Here is a 22658-nt window from a genome sequence, read left to right on the forward strand (position 1 = left end):
CGGTGAGGGCCGGGGTGCCACCGGCATCCTCGACGGCCAGCGGTGGCCGCGGGACCGCGGAGACGGCGAGATGCCTCCGGACGACGAGCCAGCGGGCGACGTCCGCCTCGTCCATCCCGCAGGCCCGGACGAAGGCGGCGACCAGCTCTTCTCTCGGCAGCGCGGCCCGGCTGAGCGCACCGACCGCGGTGCTGGGCGGCAGGACGTCGCCCGACGCCTCCGCCTTGGCCGCGAGCTGCCGGTAGCTCAGGCCCGCCCACTGCCGCAGCCGCCCCAGCGCCATGACGAACTCCGCCGGGCTGGTGGCGTCCTCCGGCCCGGGGGGAGCGCCGATTGTGGACGACAACGCAGCCTCCCCGATCACCGACGATGATTGACCAGCGGAACACTAACCCGCATCGGTGACAAAAGGCCACCCTCCAGGTCAAAGTGGAATCCTTGTGGACTCCACGCTGACCCGGAGGGCTCCGGGATTCACTTATCGCCTATATGCCGCTCCCGCCTGGCCGTTCACCGGTCCCGGCAGGCAATGGAGACGGACTCGCCGAGATCGAGGCCGGACTCCGGCCCGCCGGCGTCCCACTGGTAGCGCGCGCCAAGACAGGCCCGGCTGCGCGCGTCCGGACCCGAGCGCCTTGACCTCGTTGACCTGGGCCGCATACTCCGGGCTACGCAGAAGCTGATCGTAGGAGGTGAACCCTCCCGGCAGCGGCGGCCGGAACTGCATGCCCGATGTCATGGCGAACGGCTTGAGCCACCCCAGGTTCGGGTCGAGCGCGTTCGCCGGACCGGTCGGGCGCCAGTGCCCCGGCACTCCGTCCGGGGTGTGGGCGGGCGAGAAGGCGGGCCCGTCCCCCGAGCGTTCCGCGACCACCGGAGTGGCGATCTCCGCTCCCTCGGCCTTTCCACCCGAGACATGGGCGGGATCGCCCCAGGAAGGGATCTGTCCGGTCGCGGCGTTCAGAGCCGGCATGAAATCGAAGTTGGGGAAGAGGCTTTTCAGGACGCCGTGCGCGGCGGCGTCCATGGTCGCCTCTACCGAGTCGTTCGGATTCCGCTGCGTGATCCTGGGACAGGTTCTCGGGGCGGCCGGCCAGTTCACGTCGCGCATGGCGATGTTCATCATCGCCATGGCCCTGGCCGGCCGCCCCGGGATGCCTTCTCTCTCGACGGAACGAAAGGCTTTCAACAGCCCGTCGTTCCGGTGCAGAACGTGTTGAAGCGCTCCCCACGGATGAATCCGGGGGATTCCAGCCATCCCAACCGTGCGGCTCTGCGCACGGTCGCGACGCTGTTGCTTGGCGGTTCACCTTCCGGCCCCGTTTACACGGGTTTCCACGCCCCAGCCCACGATCCCGTTCCGGGTGACGCGGGCTCCGCCCTCCCGGCGGTGAGTAACGGCCAAAGCTGCGAGATTGGTTATCGCTCACGTGTTCGACCGCGACCGACTGTACCAGCGCGTGGCGCGCTGCAGCCGATTCCGGTCAAGGCACACTCAGGCGCTGGAGCACCTTCCCACGCCGGACTCACCCCCCATGACTGAAAGCCAGGGGTCCGCGCCCGGCATCTCCGATCGAACGAAGACACCTGCGGCTGTGGCCCCGTGACCGCCGCAGTCGCCGGATGCGGTACCGCCGCCGTCGCCCGTGCAACGACGGTGGCGGCGAGCAGAGCCCCGGCACGCCTCCGTGTGAACGATCTCTTCAAATGCAACCTCCGCGTTATGCCCTGATAGCGACATTCCGCCGAATAGAGAGAAACAAGATGGATAGTGCGCGATAAACAGCAGGGACCACAAGATCATTGCTGTTCCGAACAGTGCGGAACAGTGCGGACCCCCTCCGGCAAAGGCCTCAGCCGACAGGGGACGGAGAGGAATCCCCCGGAGTAAAGTCAGCGCCAGACATTCGCATCGACCAAACCAGGAAAGGGTGCGCGTGGAGGGCAGGGAGGCCGAAGAGGTGATCGACGGATCGATCACCCGCCCGATGAGACGACCGGCCTCCACCCCGGCCCCGCCCCCCGGAGGCGACCGCCCCGGGCCCCGGGTCCCCGAGGATCCGGGAGAGCCGCAGGACACCGGGGATCCGGCCCCCGCCCCCAGCACGCCCGAAGGCCCCGCCGGGGCCGCGGACCCCGAAAAGACCGGGGACTTCGGGGAAACCTCCGCGGCGGAGGCCCCGGAGGAGGCCGACGACTCCCCCACCCTCACCATGCGACGCGTCCGCCCCGGCGAGCTCGGGCGGCGCGAGGCCGACGCCACCGGACACTCCGATGAGAAAACGGTGGCGGGCACCACGCAAAAGACGGCGAAAGAGGCCGCAGAAGGAAGCGACAGCGCGAAGAAGCCGGATACCGCGGAAGAGACGGCGGACAGCCAGACCACCGACGACACGGCCACCGCCCCACCACCCACCGAAGACACAGACACCACAGACAACACCGGCACCACGCAAAAGACAGCGGACAGCCAGACCACCGACGACACGGCCACCGCCCCACCACCCACCGAGGACATCTCGGCCGTCATCACCTGGCGCATCCCCGCGCGCCGCGAGGAGCCTCCCGCCGGGAAGGCCGCCGACCCGTCCCTGTCGGTCGTCATCGTCGGCGGTTCTCCCGGCTCACGTGCCCGCCTGCCCATCCTGGTCAGGGCGTTACGTGCCCAGCGGCCGGCTCCGGAGGAGATCGTGCTGGTCGTCGAGGACGGCCCCGAGCTGGTCGCGTGGGCCGAGGCCGCGCTCGACGGCGTCGTGGTCGTGCACAACCAGGAGGTCGCCGGCGCGGCCGCGGCGCGGAACCTGGGGCTGGCGAGCGCGCGGGGCGACGTGGTCGCCTTTCTCGACGACGACTCCTCTCCCGGCCCCGGCTGGACGGAGTCCCTGCTGGCGGCCTATGCCGACGACGACGTGATCGGGGTGCGCGGCCGGGTCGCGGTGCGCTGGAGCACGGGCAAGCCCGACTGGTTCCCCGCCGAGCTGGCGTGGGTGCTGGGGGTGCCGTGCACCGGCTCACCCGCCGAGGCGGGCCAGATCGACGACCTGTACGGCGGCGCCCTGTCCTTCCGGCGTGAGGCGCTCGCCGAGGCGGGCGGCTTCCCGGAGAACGCGGACGGTTTCCCGGAGAGGCCCGGCCGGCGGCCCAACATCGTGGCCGGGCCCGCCGGTGGGGCGGCGACCGAGCTCCGGTCCCGGCTGCGGAAGCTGCGCCCCGGCGCGAAGCTGCTCCACCAGCCCTCGGCGATCGTGCGGCTGGACGTGCCCGCACACCGGGCCCGGCTGTCCTATTTCCTGTCCCGGTGCGCGGCCGAGGGCCGGTCACAGGCCGGCGTCCCGCAGCGCGCCGGCGGGCGGGAGGGGCTGAGGGCGCACCTGGCCCCGGTCAGGAGAGGGCTGCCCAGGGCCGTGTTCCGCGCGGTCACCTTCACCGGGCCGGCCGACGTCAAGGGCTGGAAGGCCCTGCTGGTCATGCTCCTCGGCCTGGCGGCGGCCGGCGCCGGTTACGCGGCCGAGCGGCTGCGCGCGACGCGGACCGACCGGACGGCCCGGCGGGCGAGCGCCTGGACGCGGTTCTTCGCCCGTGCGGCGCTGCCGGTCGCCGCTGTGCTCTGGGGACTGTCACTGCGTCAGGTCCACCTCGACCGGATGACCGACCTGGGACTGCTCACCGTCCTGCCCGCCACGTTCTGGGGCGCGGTCGCGGTCCTGGTCGCCGGGTTCGTCGCCCTGCTCGGCGACCGGCGGGCCCTCGAACTCTGGCACGCGGGATACGTGCTGGCGCTGATCGCCGTGCTGCACGCGACACCCGCCCTGCTGTACCCGTCCCTGCGCTACTCGTGGGCCTGGAAACACGTCTCGGTCATCGACTACCTGATCCGGCACGGCGCGACCGACCCGGAGGTCGGGCCGCTGTCCGCCTATCACCAGTGGCCCGGATTCTTCTCCTTCTTCTCCCTGATGACGGAGATGGCCGGGCTGGACGACGCGCTGGGCATCGCCGTCTGGGGGCCGGCCGCCTTCAACGCCGCGATCCTCCTGCCGCTGCTGCTGCTCTTCCGGACGGTGACACGCGACCGCCAGCTGGTCTGGGGCGCGGTATGGGTCTACTTCTCCTGTTCCTGGGTCGGGCAGGACTACTTCTCCCCCCAGGCCACCACGCTGGTCCTGTATCTGACCGTCCTCGCGGTCGTGGTGCGGCGCTTCCGGCGGGGGCCGGTCCGGGCGGGTGACGACCCGCGGGGGCTGGCCGCGGAGCCGCCGCCCGTCTCCGGCACCTTCACCCGCCTGGTCTGGACGTGCCTGCTGATCGTCCCGGTCGTCGCGATCGCCTCGTCCCACCAGCTCACACCGCTGGTGCTGACGGTCGGGCTCGTCGCCCTGTTCCCGCTGCGGCGGCACCGGAACCTGGGCATCCTGCTCGTCACCGGCCTCGCCGTGGCGACCTGGGACGCCGTGGCCGCCTGGCGGCTCCTGGAGAGCAGGTTCGGCGACATCGTCGACTCGCTGGGCGATGCCGGCGGCAACCTGGACGACGGTTTCATCACCCTCGGGTCGGCCGCCCCCGGCCAGGTGATCGTCGCCTACGCCGATCGCGCCCTCTCCGGCGGGGTGTGGCTGCTGGCCTTCGCCGGCGCCATCGTACGCCGCGGGTGGCTCAGGCGGTCGGGGCTGCCCCTTCTCATGATCGGGCTGAGCCCCCTGCTGTTCCTCGCCGCGGGGAGCTACGGCGGCGAGATCATCTTCCGGGTCTACCTCTTCACGCTGCCGCTGACGGCGTTCCTGGCCGCGGCCTTCTTCCTGCCCTCCCGCCGGGCCTGGGTCCGCGCGCTGGTCCTGCTCCCTGTCCTGCTGCTCATGGTCACGGGCTTCTTCTTCGGGAACTACGGCAAGGAGCAGTCGAACTACTTCACCGCGGACGAGGTCCGGCTCGTCCGGGAGGTCCATCGGGTGGCGCCGCCGGGCTCGCTGATCGTGGCGCCCACGTTCTTCCTCCCCGCGGCCTACGACTACTACGAGCGCTACGAGCACACCTGGCTGGACGAGCTGCCGCCGTCGCGCACCGCCGTACGGGGGCTGCCGCAGCATGTTCCCACCCTGCCGGAGCTGGTCCGCGATCCGCTGCCGTCACTGGTCGGCCTCATGTCGAAGGTGCCTCCGGGGGCCAAGGCGTACCTGGTGCTCAACCGCGCGCAGAGGAGCGCCACCGAGACCGCGGGGATCTTCCCCCGGGGGACGGTCGACCGGCTGGGCCGGGAGGTCGCCGCGTCGGGCCGTTTCAGGGTGCTGGCGCGCAATTCCGGCGGTGTCGTCTACGAACTCGTCCCGAGGAGACCATGAGCGCCTCACGCCTGCCTCTGCTGCTGCTCGCCGCGTCCGGGTGGCTCGCACTGCTCGTGACGCAGGTCGCGGGTGCCGGCCCGTTGCGCGTCACCGTGTCGGTGGCCTTCCTGCTCACCTGTCCGGGCGCCGCCCTGCTGGCCCTGGCCCGTCCCCTGCTCGGCCGCCGCGACCACACGGGGGACGCCATGGAGAGCATGGCACTGACGGTGGCGCTCAGCGTCTCGGCGGGCGTGATCGTGAGCGAGGCGTTCTTCCTGAGCGGCACGTTCACGATGCCCGCGACGGTGACGGCGCTGGCCGCCGTCACCTCGGCGGCGGCCCTGGGGGCGCTGGTCACCGCGCTGCTCACGGCGCGGCGCGCCCGCCGGGCCTCCGCCGGGCGCGCACCCTAGGCGTACTGCCCCGTGAGGTCGGGGACGCGAGGTTGCGGATTCACCGATGGAGGCGACGCCCGGCGAGGCCGCCGCCCGCGGCCGGGCGGCGGAGCGATCCGACTCTATTGCAACTTTGAGTTGCGATACCCGAGAGAGGGTGACAGGATCGACCTATCGCAACTTTAAGTTGCGATATTTCCTGTCGACGTCCCCCGAGGCGGCATCATGCGAAACCCTCCCCCTTGGACCCTGCATGCCATACCTGACCAGACCGGACGGCTGGCGGTGGTGACCGGGGCCAACAGCGGCATCGGCTACGTCACGGCCCGCGAACTGGCCCGCCGCGGCGCCCACACCGTGCTGGCCTGCCGTGACCCCGAACGCGGCCGGGCCGCCCTCGCCCGCCTGCGGAACGAGGTGCCCCACGCGCGCCTGGAGCTGCGCCGCGTGGACCTGGCCGACCTGGCTTCCATCCGCGAGTTCGCCGCCGGATGGGATCACGACCGGCTGGACCTGCTGATCAACAACGCCGGAGTCGCGATGGTGCCGTTCGGCCTGACCGCGGACGGATTCGAGTCTCAGTTCGGCATAAACCACCTGGGCACCTTCGCCTTGACCGGTCTGCTCCTGCCTCACCTGCTTGCCGCACCCGAGCCGCGCGTGGTCACCATCAGCAGCGAGGGCCAGCGTTTCGCCCGCTTCGACCTGGACAACCTCAACGCCGAACGCACCTACCGCACGGCATTCGCCTACGTGCGGTCCAAGCGGGCCAACCTCTACTTCGCCACGGAACTGCAGCGCAGGGCGGACGCCGCCGGACTCCGGCTGCGCAGCATGGCGGTCGCCCCCGGACTCACCCGGACCAACGTCCTGACCGGCGGCGCCAACAGCGGCCGGGGGCGGCTGTATGCGACTGCTGTCCGCCTGCTCGTGCGTACGGCCTTCCGCCCTACTCCGGAAGGGGCGAAGACCTCCCTGTACGCGGCCACCGTCCCGGACCTGCCGGGCGGCAGCTACATCGTGCCCGACGGACCCTTGCAGCTCCGTGGCGAGCCGACCCGCCGTACCCGCGAGCGCGCCATCCGTGACGCCGTCACGGCCGACCGGCTGTGGGAGGTGTCCGAACGCCTCACCGGCGTCACGTACGGGCTGCCCGCCACCGCGGCCGCAGGCCTGCCGTAGCGGTTCCCGTCCTCGCCGTCCGGCACGTCCCCCTGGGACGACAGGCCGGGACAGAGCCGGCGATGTGCGGCGACGACCGGGCCGCAACCGTGATCAGAGGTCTGCCGCTCGACTTCCATGGTACGGTGGCCGCAGACGACGGTCATCCGGACAGGGCCTGGCCGTGCCCGTCGAGCGCCCGGTGCGCCCTGGCGATCAGCGTCGGCACGGAGGCGCCGACGTGCTCGAAGCCCTCGCCGACGGTCTTGCCCTGCATGAACCGGGCGTGGATCCCCTCGACGATGACCGCCAGCTTGAAGTTGCCGAACGCCACGTAGAAGTCCAGGTCGGTCAGGTCCGCCCCGGACACCCGGGCGTAGTGCGCGGCGAACTCCCCGGTGTCGAGGAAACCCGGGGTGAGCGTGATGTCGCCCGCCAGCGGGATGGAGGAGCGCTCGGCGTCTCCCGGGTCCTGCCAGTAGGTCAGGGTGAGGCCGAGGTCGGCGATCGGGTCTCCCAGGGTCGACATCTCCCAGTCGACCACCGCCCGGATCTCGGGGTCGGCGCCCTGTGCCAGCCGTACCAGCGTGTTGTCGAGCCGGTAGTCCCCGTGCAGGAGGGCGGCCGGGGAGCGGTCGGGCAGGCGCCGCAGCAGGCGGGCGGCGAGCCGGTCGTACTCGGGGAGCTCACGGGTCTTCGAACGCGTCCACTGCTGGCCCCACCGTTCGAGCTGGCGGGCCATGTAGCCGTCGGGGCGGCCGAAGTCGCCCAGGCCGACCGCGCCGTAGTCCACGGCGTGCACGGCCGCGAGCACCTCGGCGAGCCGCTCCGACAGCGCCCTGGCCTGGGCCGGTGACAGCTCCGTCTCGTCACGGCTGCGGACGGCCGCGCCCTCGACGTACCCCATCAGGTAGAAGGGCGCCCCGATCACGTCCTCGTCGGCGCAGAGCGCCACCGGCTCGGGCACCGGCACCTCCGTCCCCGCCAGCGCCGAGATGACCCGCCACTCCCGGCGCATGTCGTGGGCCGTGGGCAGCACGTGACCGAGAGGGGGACGGCGCAGCACCAGGGGACGGGCCTGCGTCTCGATCCGGTAGGTCAGGTTGGACCTGCCGCCGGAGATGAGGGAGACGCCGGTGGGCTCCCCCACCTCGTCGACGTTGGCGGCCATCCAGGCGACGAGACGGGACCAGTTGATACCAGGCGTGCTCATAGCCAACTATTAGAACGCCACTCGGCTTTCATCCGCCAGCCGGGGCCCGATCAGCTCGGCGACCACCGCGGCCCCCCGCCGGATCTCGGCCAGGGAGGCGGAGCCGTACCCGATCACCAGCCCGTGCCTGCGCACCTCCCCGTGGTGGTGCCGGGTCGACGTCGAGTCCAGCAGCACGCCGCGCTCCCTCGCCTCCTCCAGGATGGACGGGATGATCTCGCCGGGGAGCTCGACCATGACGTGCAGCCCCGCGGTGTCGCCGGTGACCATGGGGCCGAGGACGTCCACGACGGCGGCGCGGCGGCGGGCGTACTCCAGCCGCATGCGGCGCAGGTGGCGGTCCAGATCGCCCTGCTCCATCATGACGGCCACCGCCTGCTGGGCCGGGCCGCTGGTGCGGTCGCTCAGATTCTGGCGGGTTCTGACGATGGCGGCGAGCAGCTCCGGCGCGGCGACCAGCCAGCCGACGCCGATATCGGGGGCGAGGGACTTGGAGAGCGTGCCGAGCAGGACCACCCGGTCCGGGTCGAGGCCGTGGAGCGCGGGCAGCGGGGCTACGTCGTAGCGGAACTCGGCGTCGTAGTCGTCCTCCACGATGATCGCCCCGGTACGGCGGGCCCAGGCCAGCAGGCGCTCCCTGCGCGAGATGGGCATGCGTCCCCCCAGGGGGTACTGGTGGGCGGGGGTGGTGTAGAGGACGCGCAGGTCGTCGGGGAGCCCGTCGACGACGACACCGTCCTCGTCGACCGGGCAGGGCACGATCTCGGCGCCTCGCGCGGCGAAGACGTTCCTGGCGACCCGGTAGCCGGGGTCCTCGACGCCCGCCCGGTCCCCGGGGCGCAGGAGCGTGGCGGCGACGAGGTCGAGGCCGTTGCCGGTGCTCCGGGTGACCATGATGTCCTCCGGGCCGACGGCGATCGTCCGGGTCCTGCGGAGGTGCTCGGCCAGGGCCTCGCGGAGCCTCGGGACACCGTGGGGGTCGGGCCTGTCCCCCGGTGGCAGATCGGCCGCCTTGCGCCAGGCCCTGCGCCAGGCCGCCCGGTCGTAGTCGCGGACCCACGGGCGGCCGGGCCGCAGATCGATCATCTGCTCGCCGTGCCCGCGCCCGCCGGCCGGGAGCGGTACGGCCGGGCCGCCGGCCGGCGCGGAGCCGTCGCCGTACCCATGCCCGCCCCCGGCGAGGGCGCCCCGGGAACCGGGGACGGCGGAACCGCTCCGCGCGGTGGCGGGGGTGTGGATGACCAGGTCGGCCACATAGGTGCCGGAGCCGTGGCGGCCGTCGAGCCAGCCCTCGGCGTAGAGCTGCTGGTAGGCCTCGGTGACGACGGTGCGGCTGATGGAGAGCTGGCGGGCCAGGGCGCGGGTGGAGGGCAGGCGCTCGCCGGATTTGAGGGTGCCGTCGCGCATGGCGGTACGGAGCCGGTCGCCGAGCTGGACGGTGAGGGCCACAGGAGCCTCACGGTCCACCGAGACGGGCAGGTCAACGCAGGTGCGCGGCAAAGTGGTCTCCCGGAAGCGACAGGAAGTGGATGTGTGCTCGATGTCCACTTCTTCCTAGATTAGAGGCATGCTCTCTCCGACTCCCCGCACCACTCTCGGCCGCTCGAAGGAACGGGGCCGGACCGACCGCGAGGACCTGTACGCGGTGCTGGACGCCGGGCTCATCTGCCACCTGGGCGTCATGGCCGGCGGTTCCCCGATGGTGGTCCCCACCGGCTACGGCCGGATCGGCGACACCCTCTACCTGCACGGGTCCACCGGCTCCACCTCCCTGCGCGGCACCGGCGAGGTCTGCGTCACGGTGACCCACGTGGACGGCGTCGTGCTGGCCCGCTCGGTCTTCCACCACTCGGTCAACTACCGCTCCGCCATGATCTACGGCCGCCCCCGCCTCGTCGAGGATGACGAGGAGCGCCTGGCCGGCCTGCGCGCGATCACCGAGCAGCTCGCCCCGGGCCAGTGGAGCGCCGCGCGCCCGCCGAACAGGAAGGAACTCGCCGCGACCGCCGTGCTCGCCCTCTCCCTGGCCGAGGCGTCGGTGAAGGTGCGGCAGGGGCCGCCGGTCGACGAGGAGGAGGACTACGCCCTGCCCGTCTGGGCGGGGGTCCTGCCGCTCCGTTCGTCCTGGGGCGCCCCCGAGGCAGACCCCGCCTCGATCGTGGATCTGGACGTCCCCCCGCACATCGCCACCCGAACCATACCTATTCGGTAAGCCCCGTCCGGCCAACCCGGACCGCGGAACGCACGTCTCATGGGGAGGACCTTCACCCGGAACCCTGGAGGGCGGCGATGACGGTCAGTGGATGGCACCTCCCCGGCTACACCGAGCTGAGGGATCTCGGCGCGGGCGGCGGCGGCCGGGTGGTCCTCGCCCGGCACGACGGGTCGGGCGTCCAGGTCGCGATCAAATACCTTTCCGAGCGGCTCAGGCGGGATCCGGACTTCCTCGCCCGGTTCCGGGCCGAGGCCAGGCTCCTGGTGGAGCTGGCCGACGACAACGTGGTCCGGCTCTACGAATACGTCGAGGCGGCCGGGGGCGCCGCCATCGTCATGGAGGCCATCGACGCCGTCTCCCTGCGGGAACTGCTCCGCGAGCACGGCTCGACCGGGCCCGAGGCGGCCCTCGTCGTGCTCAAGGGCTCGCTCATGGGCCTGTCCGCCGCCCATCTGACCGGCCTGGTGCACCGGGACTACAAGCCGGAGAACGTGCTCGTCCAGGCGGACGGCACCAGCAAACTGGTCGACTTCGGCATCGCCGTACCGGCGGGAGCGGTGGACCGTCCCGCGGGCACCCCTCCCTACATGGCGCCCGAGCAGTGGGCCGGCGGCCCCGCGTCACCGGCCACGGACGTGTACGCCGCGACGGCGGTTTTCTTCGAGTGCCTGACCGGGCGCCGGCCGTACCGGGCGATCGATCCGGCCGTGCTGCGGCACCAGCACCACCGTGCGCCGATCCCGGTGGGAGAGGTTCCGGAGCCGCTCAGGGATCTGGTGGCCAGGGGGCTGGCCAAGGACCCGATGGACCGGCCGGCCACCGCCGCCGGGTTCGTGGCCGAACTGGAGGCCGCGGCCGTCGCCGGTTACGGCCGGGACTGGGAGGAGCGGGGCAGGAGCAAGCTGGTCGCGCTGGCCGCGCTGCTGCCGCTGCTGTTCCGGCTCCGCGGCCCCGATCCGACGGCCGGGACCACGCTGTTCCGCACCGTCCTCGGCACGCTGCGCAGGAAGGCCGCGGGGGTCGCGGCCGGGGCGGGGCTGGTGGTGATCGCGGGCGGCGTCAGCGTGTACGTGCTGGCCGGTGAGCGGGCGCCGGAGGTCCAGCGGATCGAGATCGCCGCCGCCGAACCGTCCGCGTCGCCCTCCCCCGAGCCGTCCGGCCCGGCGGCCTTCTCACCGCCGCCGTCGCCCTCCGCGTCGCCCTCGGTCTCCCCCGAGGTCGTCGAGCCCCCTCCCGCGCCTCCCTCCGCCACGCCCGCCGAGCCGCCGGTCAGGACCCCCAAGCCCACCCTCACGACCACCCGGCCCCCCTCCCCCGCACCGTCCCCGGAGCCGACGCCCACCTCCACACCGCCGCGCACCCCCACCCCGACTCCCACACCCCCGCGCACCCCCACTCCCACTCCGACTCCGACTCCCACGCCCAGTCCGCCGCGCACCCCCACCCCCACTCCGACTCCCACGCCCACTCCGCCCGCGCCGGAGGTGCGGCGGGTGGAGATGCTGCGGGCCGGCGTCAACGCGCGCGGTGCGGCCGCGGCCACGGTCGCGGTGGACACCGGCGATCCCCGGCAGGTGCGCATCCGCGTGGTCTTCCGGGTGGGCCGGGCGGCACGGCAGGTGACCGTGCCGCTGTCCGGCGGGACGAGCTACACGCGGACGGTCAGGTTCACCTTCCCGAGGGTGCCCTGCGGGTCGACCTGGAGCGTGACGGCGACGAGCGCCCCGCCGGGCGGCGCCGCCCGCGCGAGCGGCAGAACCGCCCCGTGTCCCGAGCCGACGCCCGGTCCGACACGGACCCCCGGCCCGACGGAGCCTCCCGGCCCGGCGGAGACCCCCAGCCCGACGGCCACGAGGGAGGGCCCCGGACCGACCCGGGAGCCGGAGGAACCGTCGGAGACCGTCCAGCCGCCCCCCGGAACGACCCGGACGGTACGGCCGGCCCCTCCTGCGGACCCCGCTCCGGGAGAGAGCCCCGACCCGTCCACGGAGGACGCCGAGGGGCCGGCCCCATCGGACGACAACTGATTATTCCGACTGCATTAGACCGTTTAGCGATTGATGAGCAGAAATTGATGATCTATCGCTAAGCTACGGTCCGTCTGTTATGGGTGGGGGCCCAGACATCTGAGGAGACCGTTATGTACGGCACGCCATCAGCCTGGCGAGTCCCCGGGTATACCGAGATTCGCGAGTTGGGTGCGGGCGCCGCCGGGCGCGTGGTGATGGCACGGCATGACGCCGATGACATCCTGGTAGCGATCAAATATCTGTCCGACGAGCTCAGGAGCGACGTCGGGTTCGTGGCGCGGTTCCGGCACGAGGCACGGGTGCTCAACACCCTGGACAGCCCTCATGCCGTCCGGCTGTACGACTACGTCGAGACCGGCGAGGGCGCGGCCATCGTCATGGAGCTGGTGGACGGCGTCGCCCTGCGCGCGATCCTCCGCTCGGAGGGACCGACCGGCCCCGAGGCCGCGCTGCTCGTGCTCAAGGGCGCCCTCCTCGGGCTGGCGACCGCGCACACGGCGGGCATCGTGCACCGCGACTTCAAGCCAGAGAACGTGATGGTCGAGGCCGACGGCACGAGCAGGCTCGTCGACTTCGGCATCGCGGTCCGCTCCGGCGACGGGGACACCCCCGCGGGCACGCCGCCCTACATGGCCCCCGAGCAGTGGACCGGCTCCCCGGCGGGGCCGTCCACCGACGTCTACGCCGCCACCATCGTGTTCTTCGAGTGCCTGACGGGCACCAGGCCCTTCCGCGCGACGAACATCGCCGCGCTGGCCAGGCAGCACCAGGCCATGCCCCCGCCCGTCGAGGAGGTGCCGCCGGCGCTGCAGGGGCTGGTCGAGCGGGGCATGGCCAAGCATCCGGCGGACCGGCCGCCGACCGCCACCGCCTTCCTCACCGAGCTGGAGGCGGTCGCCGCCGACGCCTACGGCCCCGACTGGCAGGAGCGCGGCCGCCGCCGTCTGGCCGGCCTCATCGGGATCATGGCCTCGCTGCTCCCCCTGGAGATGCAGAAGCCCGAGACCAGCACCTCCCTGGCCGAGACGGAGATCGGCGGGCGCGCCGCCAGGTCCACGATCAACAAGACGTCCCTGCTGGGCAAGACGGGCGTCAAGGTCCTGATCGGCATCGGGTGCATCGCGGTGATCAGCGGCGTGAGCGCGGTGCTGGTCAACTCCGGCGACAGCACCCCGATCCGGGCGGGCTCGGTCACCACGCAGACCCCGACAGCCTCCTCGGACCCGGTGGAGTCGGTCATCCCGGCCGACGAGACCGACGAGCCCACCGGAGAACCGTCGCAGGAGCCGTCGGCGGAGCCCACCGCCGAGCCGACGCAGACCGCGAGCCCCACCGCAGGCCCGCCGACGGCCGCGCCCACCCGGGAGCCGACCGCGACCCCCAAGCCGTCGCCGTCGCGCTCCAGGAAGCCGACGAGAGCGCCGACGAGGAAGCCGACCGCGTCGTCCTCACCGACCCCCTCGACCGAGGAGAGCTCCACTCTCGACAGCGCGGACGATCCTCCGTCGAAGAGCCCGTCGCCGAAGCCCACCCCCACCCAGACGGCCGCCCCGACCCAGACGACCAGGCCGACGCAGACGACGCGACCGACGAACACGACCTCCCCCTCCGAGACACCGACCACCACCAACGGACCGGAGCCGACGGGGAGCGGCGGCGGGCAGACCCCCACCGATGGGGGGTCGCCGAGCCTGACCTCCTCGCCCACGCCTCCGATCGAGACGGTTCCGTCGGCGCTCCTCGCCTTCGGGCTGGTGACGAGCGGCGCGGTCCCGTTCACACTTGCGGTGAAGCGGGGAGTGGCCGGACGGCACCGGAGGCGGCGGTAGATGGCGGGACGGGAACCATCGTGAACACCGACCGGGGAGGTCTGGCCGGATTCCGGCTGACCCACCGGACCTGGACCGACGAGCTGGGAACCTGGTCGTCGGCGGTCGCCGCCGACGGCCGGCCGGCGGGCGCGCTCAGCTTCGACCCACGGCTGATCGCCGATCCCGCGACACGTGAGCGCCTGGCCGGGGCCGTGATCGCCGACCGCGGGCTGGCCCAGGCCGGCGTGACCGGGCTGGTCCCGATCGCCGACCTGATCGCCGCGCAGGGCGAGGTCTGGCTGCTCACCGCGGAGCCGGTCAACCCGACCGTGGCCGACCTGCTGTCCGAGACGCCCGGCGTCCCCCGGCCCGACGCGGGCAGCGCGGCCGGCGTCCTGGTGGAGATCGCGCAGACGCTGCTGGCGGTGCACGCCGCCGGGCTCGCCCACGGGGCGCTGCACCCCGGCACCGTCGTGATCGCCGCGGACGGTTCCGCCCGGCTCGTCGAACGCGGGCTGGCCGACGCGATACACGGCCGTCCCCCCGCGCCGGAACGTGACGTCGCGGCCTGGTCCTCGCTCTCCAGGGGCCTGGCCGCGAGCTGGGCCGCGTCCTCACCGGGGGCGGCCGGGCTGTTCGAACGGGCGGCGGCGACGGCCTCCACGCACGGGCTCGCCCCGGCCCGCGACGTCCTGATCACCGGGCGCGACCTGCTGCCGCCGGGGTTCGACACCCGGGACAGGCTGCTGGAGACCCTGCACCTGTGGGCGGCACACGACGTGCGGGCCCGGGACGGGCGGCAGGCGTCGGCACCGCCGCCGGCACCGGCGTTGCCCGCTCCGGACGAGGGCGACATCGTCACGCTGCTGCACGTGCCGAGGAGCGGCGAGAGCCGGACCGAGGACGTGGTCATGCGGTTCGGTCCCGGTGTGCCCGTGGAGACCACCGCCGCCCAGCTCTGGCGGGCAGGCCGGGACCAGCAGCAGACCGAGCCCCCCTCCGACAGGCTCCGGGTGCTGGGCGCCCCGGCCCGGCGGCGCCGTCGCCGTGCGGCCGTCTCCTCGGCGATCCTCGCGCTGATGGTGGTGGCCGCCCTGGTGGCCTGGCTGCTCCGCTCCTCGGCGGTCCCGCTGGCGGTGACGGGGCTGGACGTGGTCGCGCCGAAGAAGACACAGGGGTGCGGCGCGACCGTCAAGATCAAGGGCCTGCTCACCACCAACGGCTCGGCCGGAGAGATCCGCTACCAGTGGAAGCGGAGCGACCGCAAGGACACCATCGAGCAGACCGACACCGTGGCGTCCGGGAAGACCTCGCACGAGGTGATCCTCCAGTGGTCGGTCAAGGGGGAGGGGAGCTTCAAGGGAACGGCGACTCTCCGGCTGCTCTCTCCGCTGCCTGAGGGCAAGAAGCTCCAGGACAAGGCGACTTTTAACTTTAAGTGTTGATATATCGCCATCAAGGTCCACAATGCACGGCAAACCGGTTCTTACTACTCTGGCGGCCATGACCACGCAGACCCCCTCCGGCTGGTATCCCGACCCCTACGGTTCGCCACAGTTGCGATGGTGGGACGGCAACCAGTGGACTGACGCCACCCACCCGGCGGACGCCCCCGCCGGACAGGGCACGCACCAGACGCCGCAGACCGGGCCGTCACCCCAGCAGGCCGGGCCGCCGTCCGGGGGGACGGGTCCGTGGAACCAGCCTTCCGGGCAGACGGGTCCGTCATCCCAGCCGTCCGGGTCCACAGGTCCGTGGAACCAGCCGTCCGGGCCGCCGTCCGGGGGGACGGGTCCGTGGAACCAGCCTTCCGGGCAGACGGGTCCGTCATCCCAGCCGTCCGGGTCCACAGGTCCGTGGAACCAGCCTTCCGTCCAGCACCAAGGGCCGGGGGCGGCCCAGGTGGAGCAGCCGCAGTGGGGTTCCGTTCCCCCGCACGGGACCACGATGCAGATGCCCGCGGGCGGGTACGGCCTGCCGGCCGGGGCGCCTCCGCGCAGGAGCAGCCCCTGGCCCTGGATCCTGGGCGGCGGCGCAGTGGTGATCGCGATCATCGGGGTCGTGGTCGCCGCGATGTTCCTGTTCGATCCCCGGGGCCGGCTGGTCGCCGGCGACCCCACCCCCGCCCCGGAGGCGACGACGCAGGAACCGACCTCCCAGCCGACGCCCGATCCGCCGGCTTCGCCGTCCCCCGAGCAGCCGGACCGCGCCACCGGCCTGCCGCAGCCGGAGGGCGGGCGTCTCAAGGACCCCGTGACCGGCCTGTCCTACGAATTCCCGGGGGCCCCGTGGAGGGTGCCCGAGAGCGTCGGCGGCGGTCCGCTCGAGTTCATGTGGACCAGCGCGGCCCTGGCGACCTCCCAGGAGAACTACGACGGCCAGGGCAACAACTGGAGCGGCAACGTCTTCGTCGGCGAGCTGCCCGACAAGTTCGGCTACGACGGGATCCCGAGCATGCGGGCGACCGCCGCGACACTGCTGCACGCCACCGAGGAGTCCTTCTACAGTCCCACCCACGGGCGGAAGATCGTGCAGGACAAGGCCATCAAGGTGGACGGCAAGGACGCGTGGCTGTTGATGTTCGACCTGGACTTCTCCAAGGAGTCCAAGGCCAACGGCTGGAAGTGGAAGAAGGAGCGGGGCGCCTTCGTGATCGTGGACCGGGGGGCGGGCGCGCGCCCGGGGCTGGTGTACGTGTCCGTGCCCGACAACCTGGACGTCTCAGTGGTCGACCGAGTGCTCGACTCGCTCAAGCTCTCCTGAAGGGAGTACTACCCTGAAGGCTATGAGTGACCTGCTGGTCTGGATCGACTGTGAGATGACCGGGCTCGACCTCGGCCGGGACGCGCTTGTCGAGGTGGCCTGCGTGGTCACCGACGGCGAGCTGAACCAGCTTGACGAGGGTGTGGACGTGGTCATCAAGCCTCCGCCCGAGGCGCTGGAGCAGATGTCGGAGGTGGTCCGGGAGATGCACACCGCCTCCGGCCTGCTGGAGGTGCTGGGCGGCGGTGTCACGTTGGCCGAGGCCGAGGCACTGGTGCTCGAATACATCAAGGGCCACATCCCGGAGCCGAAGAAGGCGCCGCTGTGCGGCAACTCCATCTCCACCGACCGCTCGTTCATCGCGCGCGACATGCCGGCCGTGGACATGTTCCTGCACTACCGCATGATCGACGTGTCCTCGGTGAAGGAGCTCGCCCGCCGGTGGTATCCACGGGTCTACTTCGCCTCGCCCGAGAAGCAGGGCGGTCATCGGGCTCTGGCCGACATCACCGAGAGCATCCGTGAGCTGCGCTACTACCGCGCGGCGGTCTTCGTGGCCCAGCCCGGCCCGGATTCCGCCACCGCCCGGAAGCTGGCCGAGGGAGTGTCCACCCGCGCCACCTGATCCGCCGCCGGAAACCTGGTGCGAAACGACTCCCAGAAACCGCTACACTTTTCATGTGCTGCTGCGGCAGACATGGTGGGCGTAGCTCAGTTGGCAGAGCGCTAGGTTGTGGTCCTAGATGCCGGGGGTTCAAGTCCCCTCGCTCACCCCAGAAGAACGGCCGGTCCTGCGGGACCGGCCGTTCTGTTTTTCCTCACTTTCGACTTACCCACCAAAAATGGATATTGCGGGTTATGCTCGCTGCTATCGCTACGCCGTAAGACCGGGGGTTTCGGCGACCTGACCGTGTTGCTGCCGCGGAGGCCGTATGAGAGTCGACGATGCCCCGTTCGACGCACAGCCCAGAGTCGAGACGGGCCTGAGCAGGCGCGAGACCGAGGTCATGGAGCTGATCGCCACGGGTCGCTCCAACGGGCAGATAGCCCAGCACCTTTTTCTCAGCGAGAAGACCGTGAAGAACCACGTGAACCGGATCTACGCCAAGCTCGGCGTGGACTCACGGGTGACCGCGATCGGCCTCTGGCTGGAACGGGCCACCCGTGAGGATCCTCCGCGCCTGTGAGGCGGGAGAGACGCCTCTAGGCCGACAGCCGCAGGTCCCGGGAGGCCGCCAGCGCCCGCCCGATGGCGGCCGCGCCCTCCTCCAGTTCCTCCGGAGTGACCGACAGGGCCGGGCGGAGCCGTACCGACCGCTCACCGCAGGGCAGGACGAGCACGCCCTCGTCGCACCTGAGCCCGGACACCATGCGGTCGCGCTCGGCCGGATCCGGCAGGTCGAAGGCGCACATGAGGCCGCGGCCCCGGACGTTCTCCACCGCTTCCGGGAACTGGGCCTGGATCTTCAGCAGCATGGTGAGGAGTCCGTGGCCGAGCTCCCCGGCGCGCGGGATCAGGCCGTCGCGTTCCACGATCTCCAGCATCCGGCGGGAGCGGACCATGTCGACCAGACCGCCGCCCCAGGTGGAGTTGATCCGGCCGCTGACCTGGAAGACGTTGTCCGGCACCAGGTCGACCCTGCGGCCCGCCATGACCCCGCCGACCTGGACCTTCTTGGCGAATGCCACCAGGTCGGGACGGAGGCCGAGCTGCTGGTGCGCCCATGGGGTGCCCGTGATCCCGGCGCCGGTCTGGACCTCGTCCATGACGAGCAGCGCGTCGTGCTCGTGGCAGAGCGCCTCCATGGCCTGCAGGAACTCGGCCCGCATGTGGTTGTCGCCGCCCTCGCCCTGGATGGGCTCGGCGATGAAGCAGGCGATGTCGTGCGGGTGGCGCTCGAAGGCCGCCCGCGCCTGGGCCAGTGCCCGTTCCTCGGCCGCCTCGACGTCGCCGAGATGAATGGCGGGCACCTCGATCCGGGGCCAGCCGAACGTCGGGTAGCGATCGGTCTTGACCGGGTCGGTGTTGGTCAGCGAGAGGGTGTAGCCGCTGCGGCCATGGAAGGCGCGGGTGAGGTGGAGCACTTTGGTGCCGAGCTCCGGGGAACGGCCGTTGATCTCGTTGTGCCGGCTCTTCCAGTCGAACGCGCACTTCAGGGCGTTCTCGACGGCGAGCGCGCCGCCCTCCACGAAGAACAGGTGCGGCAGTTCGGGGTCACCGAGGACCCGGTTGAACGTCTCGATGAAGTCGGCGAGGTGGCTGGTGTAGAGGTCGGAGTTGGCGGGCTTGTTCGCGGCGATCCGGCCGAGCAGGGCGAGGAAGTCCGGGTCGTCGTCGAACGGGTTCACACCCAGTGGCGCCGAGGCGAAGAAGGTGTAGAAGTCCAGGTAGCTCCGGCCGGTGCGGGCGTCGACGAGCCGGGAACCCCGGCTCCGTTCGAGGTCCAGCTCCAGCCGGTAGCCGTCGACGAGCAGATGGCGAGCGAGACGGCCGTGCACGTCCATGTCCCCTCCACAGTGAGTCGGACAGATGATTCCCCGTCAACGAGGCATCCATATGGAGACATTACGTATACAGACCGATTTTTGTGAAGATTCTCCGGTGGCTACGTGATGCTTCCCGATGGTCGCGTGATGGATCTGCGCTGGTCACGCGACACGCGGGCTGGTCCCCGGCCCCGGCCGGTGGGCGCCGAGTGCCTTGACCTTGAAGGCCAGCCCCAGCAGCGCGATGCCGTACACGATGGCCATGGTGCCGATGAGCCAGACGACGGCCAGCGCACCCGAGCTGGGCCAGACGAACAGCAGGATGCCGAACAGCACCGACAGCACGCCGCTGACGATGAACATCCACTCCCCCTCCATGGCCTTGCGCAGCCGGATCGCCGCCACGATCTCGGCGATGCCGGTGACGACCGCCCAGCCCGCGATGAGGAACAGCAGGGCGAGCGCGGTTATATTCGGCCAGACGAAGGCCAGGATTCCGGCCAGGATGCTGATGACGCCGTAGACGATCATCCACAGCCGGGAGCCGCCGCGCCCCGTGCTGAACAGCGCGAACACCCCGTTGACGACGGCATAGGCGCCGAAGACGATGACCAGCGCGTAGATTGTTATCCCCGGCCAGACGATCGCCAGCAGGCCGAACAGGATCGCGCACAGCCCACGGATCAGATACACCCACCAGGTCCGAGACAGCTCTTCCATGTGCCCTCCTCGTGTGATCGGTTCCTTTCCAGAAGATCGCCAACACGAGACCACAAATCGGTCAAATCAGGGCTATCGTGCGTCCAGGCCCCACAATCGCCAGGAGGAGTGCCCGTGTCCCTTCGCGAATCCGCCGCCGACATGCGGGACGAGCTGACCCGTCTCCGCCACGCCCTGCACCGGCAGCCCGAGCTCGGCCTCGATCTGCCACGGACCCAGGAGAAGGTGCTGGCGGCGCTGGCGGGCCTTCCCCTGGAGATACGGCTCGGCGAGCGGCTGAGCTCGGTCACGGCCGTACTGAGAGGCGCCCAGCCGGGCCCGACCGTGCTGCTCCGCGGTGACATGGACGCCCTGCCGGTCTCCGAGCACAGCGGCGCGGAGGTCACCTCGCAGGTGGAGGGCCGGATGCACGCGTGCGGCCACGACCTGCACACCACCATGCTGGCCGGGGCGGCACACCTGCTGGCGGCCAGACGGGACCAGCTCGTCGGGAACGTGATCTTCATGTTCCAGCCGGGCGAGGAGGGGCAGGGCGGCGCGAAGATCATGATCGACGAGGGGGTGCTGGACGCGGCGGGCGAGCGCCCGGTCGCGGCCTACGCCCTGCACGTGATCAGCGCGGTGCTCCCCCGGGGGGTGTTCATCACCAAAGGCGGCCCGATGATGGCCGCCGCCGACAAGCTCGTCGTGACCGTGCGCGGCGCCGGCGGCCACGGCTCGGCGCCGCACCGGGCCAAGGACCCGATCCCCGTCGCGTGCGAGATGGTCACCGCGCTGCAGACCATGGTGACGCGGGGGTTCGACGTGTTCGACCCGGTGGTCGTCACCGTCGGCAGCTTCCACGCCGGCACCGCCGACAACGTGATCCCGGAGGAGGCCCGGTTCGAGGCGACGATCCGGTCGTTCTCCAAGTCCTCCCACACGCGGATCCAGGAGCGGGCGGTGACCCTGGTCAAGGGCATCGCGGCCGCCTACGGGCTGGACGTGGAGGCCGACTACCAGGTCAACTACCCGGTGACGGTCAACAACGGCACCGAGGCCGAGTTCGTCGGCGCGACCGTCCGCGAGGTGTACGGCGAGCAGCGGTTCATCAAGGCCCCCCAGCCGTTCACCGGCTCGGAGGACTTCTCGTTCGTCTCCGACCAGGTGCCGTCGGCGTTCGTGGCGCTCGGCGCGTGCCCGCCGGACGCCGACCCGGGCAAGGCCGCCTACAACCACGCCCCCGGGGCGCGGTTCGACGACGCCGTGCTGCCCGACGGCGCCGCGCTCTACGCGGAGCTGGCGGTACGCCGTCTCGGCCTCGCCCCGAACTGACCCGGCCCGGCCTCGGCCCGAGGCCCACCCCGGACTGACCCGGCCCGGAGGCCCGCCCCGAGCTGATCCGGCCCGACCCAACCCCGAGGCCCGCCCCGAGCTGATCCGGCCCGGCCCAACCCCGAGGCCCGTCCCGGGCTGACCCCGGCCCGGGGCGCTCAGCCCGCCGGGGCGATCCGGATGGCCACGGTGCCGTCCCTGCCCCGGCGGAGCCTGCTGCCGAGTATGAGCGCCCTGGCGGTCAGGCCGTACTTCTTCACGATCAGGCGGCGGACCCGCTCGGTCTCCCCGGCGGACAGCTCCCGCGCGCGGCCCTCGACCTGCTCGCCGCGCGTGTTCCCCCGCATGTCACAGGCCGCCACGACGACCCCGGGGTTGCCGCGGATCCGCTTCACCTTGCCCGACTCCGCCTGGGTCCAGACCACCAGGGCATCGCCGTCGGCCGCCGCCCACACCGGCGTCGGGACCGCCGTCCCGTTCTTCCTGAACGTCGTCAGGCAGACGTACTGCTCGGCGCTCAGATCCTCGATCGTCGTCATGCCCGGCACATTACGCCGCCGCGTAGACCACCAGCGACACCGCTACGTACTGGACCAGGTAGGCGGCGACGGTGAAGGCGTGGAAGACCTCGTGGAAGCCGAACCAGCGGGGTGAGGGATCGGGGCGGCGCAGGCCGTAGACGACCCCGCCCGCCGTGTAGAGCAGCCCGCCCACGAAGACCAGGGCCACCGCGGCCGCCCCCGCGCCCTCCAGCAGCTGGGGCAGCACGAAGACGGCCGTCCAGCCGAGGCCGATGTAGAGGGCGGTGGACAGCCAGCGGGGAGCGCCGGTCCACAGCACCCGGAACAGCACCCCGGCGACCGCGCCGGTCCAGATCACGCCGAGCACCACCGCTCTGGCCGGCCCGTCCAGGGCGAGCATCGCGAACGGCGTGTAGGTCCCCGCGATGATCAGGTAGATGTTGGCGTGGTCGAGACGGCGCAACACCTCTTCCAGGCGCGGCGAGAGCGTGCCCCGATGGTAGGTGGCCGAGATGCCGAACAGGAGGCCGGAGGTGATCGCGTAGATCGCGGCGGCGAGCCGCGCCTGCAGCGTAGGCCCCAGGGCCACGAGGACGAATCCGGCGATGAGTGCGACAGGCAGGGCTCCGGCGTGCAGCCAGCCCCGGAGGCGAGGCTTGATCGACTCCGGGAGCGTGAACCTCTCGGCAGCGGTCGTGGTCATGAACCTA

General features: G+C 71.7%; 18 protein-coding genes, 1 tRNA gene and 1 pseudogene. 13 read left to right on the forward strand and 7 right to left on the reverse strand.

Going from position 1 to position 22658, the window contains the following annotated elements; translation table 11 throughout:
* Nucleotides 1–478 precede the first annotated feature (478 nt).
* On the reverse strand, nucleotides 479–1258 hold the full coding sequence (locus tag SROS_RS50285) for a hypothetical protein (RefSeq protein WP_148269317.1): 780 nt from the start codon (nucleotides 1256–1258) through the stop codon (nucleotides 479–481).
* 679 nt (nucleotides 1259–1937) lie between these two features.
* On the opposite strand from SROS_RS50285, the gene SROS_RS46475 reads away from it, so the two are divergent.
* The 3 genes from SROS_RS46475 (at nucleotide 1938) to SROS_RS37000 (ending at nucleotide 6895) form a co-directional block, all read left to right on the forward strand.
* Complete coding sequence (locus SROS_RS46475) at nucleotides 1938–5336, forward strand: glycosyltransferase (RefSeq protein ID WP_012894069.1); 3399 nt, start codon at nucleotides 1938–1940, stop codon at nucleotides 5334–5336.
* Nucleotides 5333–5731 (forward strand): hypothetical protein, encoded by a 399-nt coding sequence (locus SROS_RS36995; RefSeq protein WP_052317118.1) that lies wholly within the window; start codon nucleotides 5333–5335, stop codon nucleotides 5729–5731. The genes SROS_RS46475 and SROS_RS36995 overlap by 4 nt, the downstream gene beginning before the upstream one ends.
* Nucleotides 5732–5938: 207 nt before the next feature.
* Complete coding sequence (locus SROS_RS37000) at nucleotides 5939–6895, forward strand: oxidoreductase (RefSeq protein ID WP_012894070.1); 957 nt, start codon at nucleotides 5939–5941, stop codon at nucleotides 6893–6895.
* Nucleotides 6896–7037: 142 nt separating this feature from the next.
* Here the strand turns inward: SROS_RS37000 and SROS_RS37005 are convergent, their stop codons facing one another.
* Both SROS_RS37005 and pdxR read right to left on the reverse strand, forming a co-directional pair.
* The gene (locus SROS_RS37005) at nucleotides 7038–8087 is read right to left on the reverse strand and encodes a phosphotransferase family protein (protein WP_012894071.1); all 1050 of its coding nucleotides are present in this window, start codon (nucleotides 8085–8087) and stop codon (nucleotides 7038–7040) included.
* A 9-nt stretch (nucleotides 8088–8096) separates the two neighbouring features.
* Nucleotides 8097–9587 carry a MocR-like pyridoxine biosynthesis transcription factor PdxR gene (gene pdxR, locus SROS_RS37010; protein ID WP_012894072.1) on the reverse strand — a complete coding sequence of 497 codons (1491 nt, stop codon included), beginning with the start codon at nucleotides 9585–9587 and terminating at the stop codon, nucleotides 8097–8099.
* Nucleotides 9588–9654: 67 nt separating this feature from the next.
* Here pdxR and SROS_RS37015 point away from each other — a divergent pair, with 67 nt between their 5' ends.
* From SROS_RS37015 to SROS_RS37050, 9 genes and pseudogenes are all read left to right on the forward strand, one after another.
* Complete coding sequence (locus SROS_RS37015; protein WP_012894073.1) at nucleotides 9655–10299, forward strand: pyridoxamine 5'-phosphate oxidase family protein; 645 nt, start codon at nucleotides 9655–9657, stop codon at nucleotides 10297–10299.
* 77 nt (nucleotides 10300–10376) lie between these two features.
* Complete coding sequence (locus SROS_RS37020) at nucleotides 10377–12329, forward strand: serine/threonine-protein kinase (protein WP_012894074.1); 1953 nt, start codon at nucleotides 10377–10379, stop codon at nucleotides 12327–12329.
* Between the two features lie 113 nt (nucleotides 12330–12442).
* Nucleotides 12443–14161: a serine/threonine-protein kinase gene (locus SROS_RS37025; protein WP_012894075.1), complete on the forward strand. Its 1719-nt coding sequence runs from the start codon at nucleotides 12443–12445 to the stop codon at nucleotides 14159–14161.
* 20 nt (nucleotides 14162–14181) lie between these two features.
* Nucleotides 14182–15588, forward strand: coding sequence for a protein kinase family protein (locus SROS_RS37030; RefSeq protein WP_012894076.1), 1407 nt, complete (start codon nucleotides 14182–14184; stop codon nucleotides 15586–15588).
* A gap of 58 nt (nucleotides 15589–15646) precedes the next feature.
* Nucleotides 15647–15748, forward strand: a pseudogene (locus tag SROS_RS54640) (DUF2510 domain-containing protein); the annotation flags it as partial.
* A gap of 297 nt (nucleotides 15749–16045) precedes the next feature.
* Nucleotides 16046–16906, forward strand: coding sequence for an APA family fibronectin-binding glycoprotein (locus SROS_RS48910; protein WP_245564420.1), 861 nt, complete (start codon nucleotides 16046–16048; stop codon nucleotides 16904–16906).
* 22 nt (nucleotides 16907–16928) lie between these two features.
* Nucleotides 16929–17531, forward strand: a complete 603-nt coding sequence (gene orn, locus SROS_RS37040; protein WP_012894078.1) for an oligoribonuclease — start codon at nucleotides 16929–16931, stop codon at nucleotides 17529–17531.
* Nucleotides 17532–17606: 75 nt separating this feature from the next.
* Nucleotides 17607–17682 (forward strand) — tRNA-His (locus SROS_RS37045).
* Nucleotides 17683–17838: 156 nt separating this feature from the next.
* Nucleotides 17839–18093, forward strand: coding sequence for a helix-turn-helix domain-containing protein (locus SROS_RS37050; RefSeq protein WP_031167083.1), 255 nt, complete (start codon nucleotides 17839–17841; stop codon nucleotides 18091–18093).
* Nucleotides 18094–18109: 16 nt separating this feature from the next.
* Here the strand turns inward: SROS_RS37050 and lat are convergent, their stop codons facing one another.
* Together lat and SROS_RS37060 are read right to left on the reverse strand one after the other, a co-directional pair.
* Nucleotides 18110–19411 carry an L-lysine 6-transaminase gene (lat, locus tag SROS_RS37055; RefSeq protein WP_012894079.1) on the reverse strand — a complete coding sequence of 434 codons (1302 nt, stop codon included), beginning with the start codon at nucleotides 19409–19411 and terminating at the stop codon, nucleotides 18110–18112.
* A gap of 144 nt (nucleotides 19412–19555) precedes the next feature.
* Entirely contained in the window at nucleotides 19556–20113 is a 558-nt protein-coding gene (locus SROS_RS37060; RefSeq protein ID WP_012894080.1) for an HdeD family acid-resistance protein, read from the reverse strand.
* Between the two features lie 114 nt (nucleotides 20114–20227).
* On the opposite strand from SROS_RS37060, the gene SROS_RS37065 reads away from it, so the two are divergent.
* Complete coding sequence (locus SROS_RS37065) at nucleotides 20228–21427, forward strand: M20 metallopeptidase family protein (protein ID WP_012894081.1); 1200 nt, start codon at nucleotides 20228–20230, stop codon at nucleotides 21425–21427.
* 158 nt (nucleotides 21428–21585) lie between these two features.
* Here the strand turns inward: SROS_RS37065 and SROS_RS37070 are convergent, their stop codons facing one another.
* A complete protein-coding gene (locus SROS_RS37070; RefSeq protein ID WP_012894082.1) occupies nucleotides 21586–21966 on the reverse strand; it encodes a PPOX class F420-dependent oxidoreductase in 381 nt (126 codons plus the stop codon).
* Between the two features lie 10 nt (nucleotides 21967–21976).
* A complete protein-coding gene (gene trhA / locus SROS_RS37075; protein ID WP_012894083.1) occupies nucleotides 21977–22651 on the reverse strand; it encodes a PAQR family membrane homeostasis protein TrhA in 675 nt (224 codons plus the stop codon).
* Nucleotides 22652–22658 lie beyond the last annotated feature (7 nt).

Source organism: Streptosporangium roseum DSM 43021 (genome assembly GCF_000024865.1).
In the GTDB taxonomy this organism is placed as follows: domain Bacteria; phylum Actinomycetota; class Actinomycetes; order Streptosporangiales; family Streptosporangiaceae; genus Streptosporangium; species Streptosporangium roseum.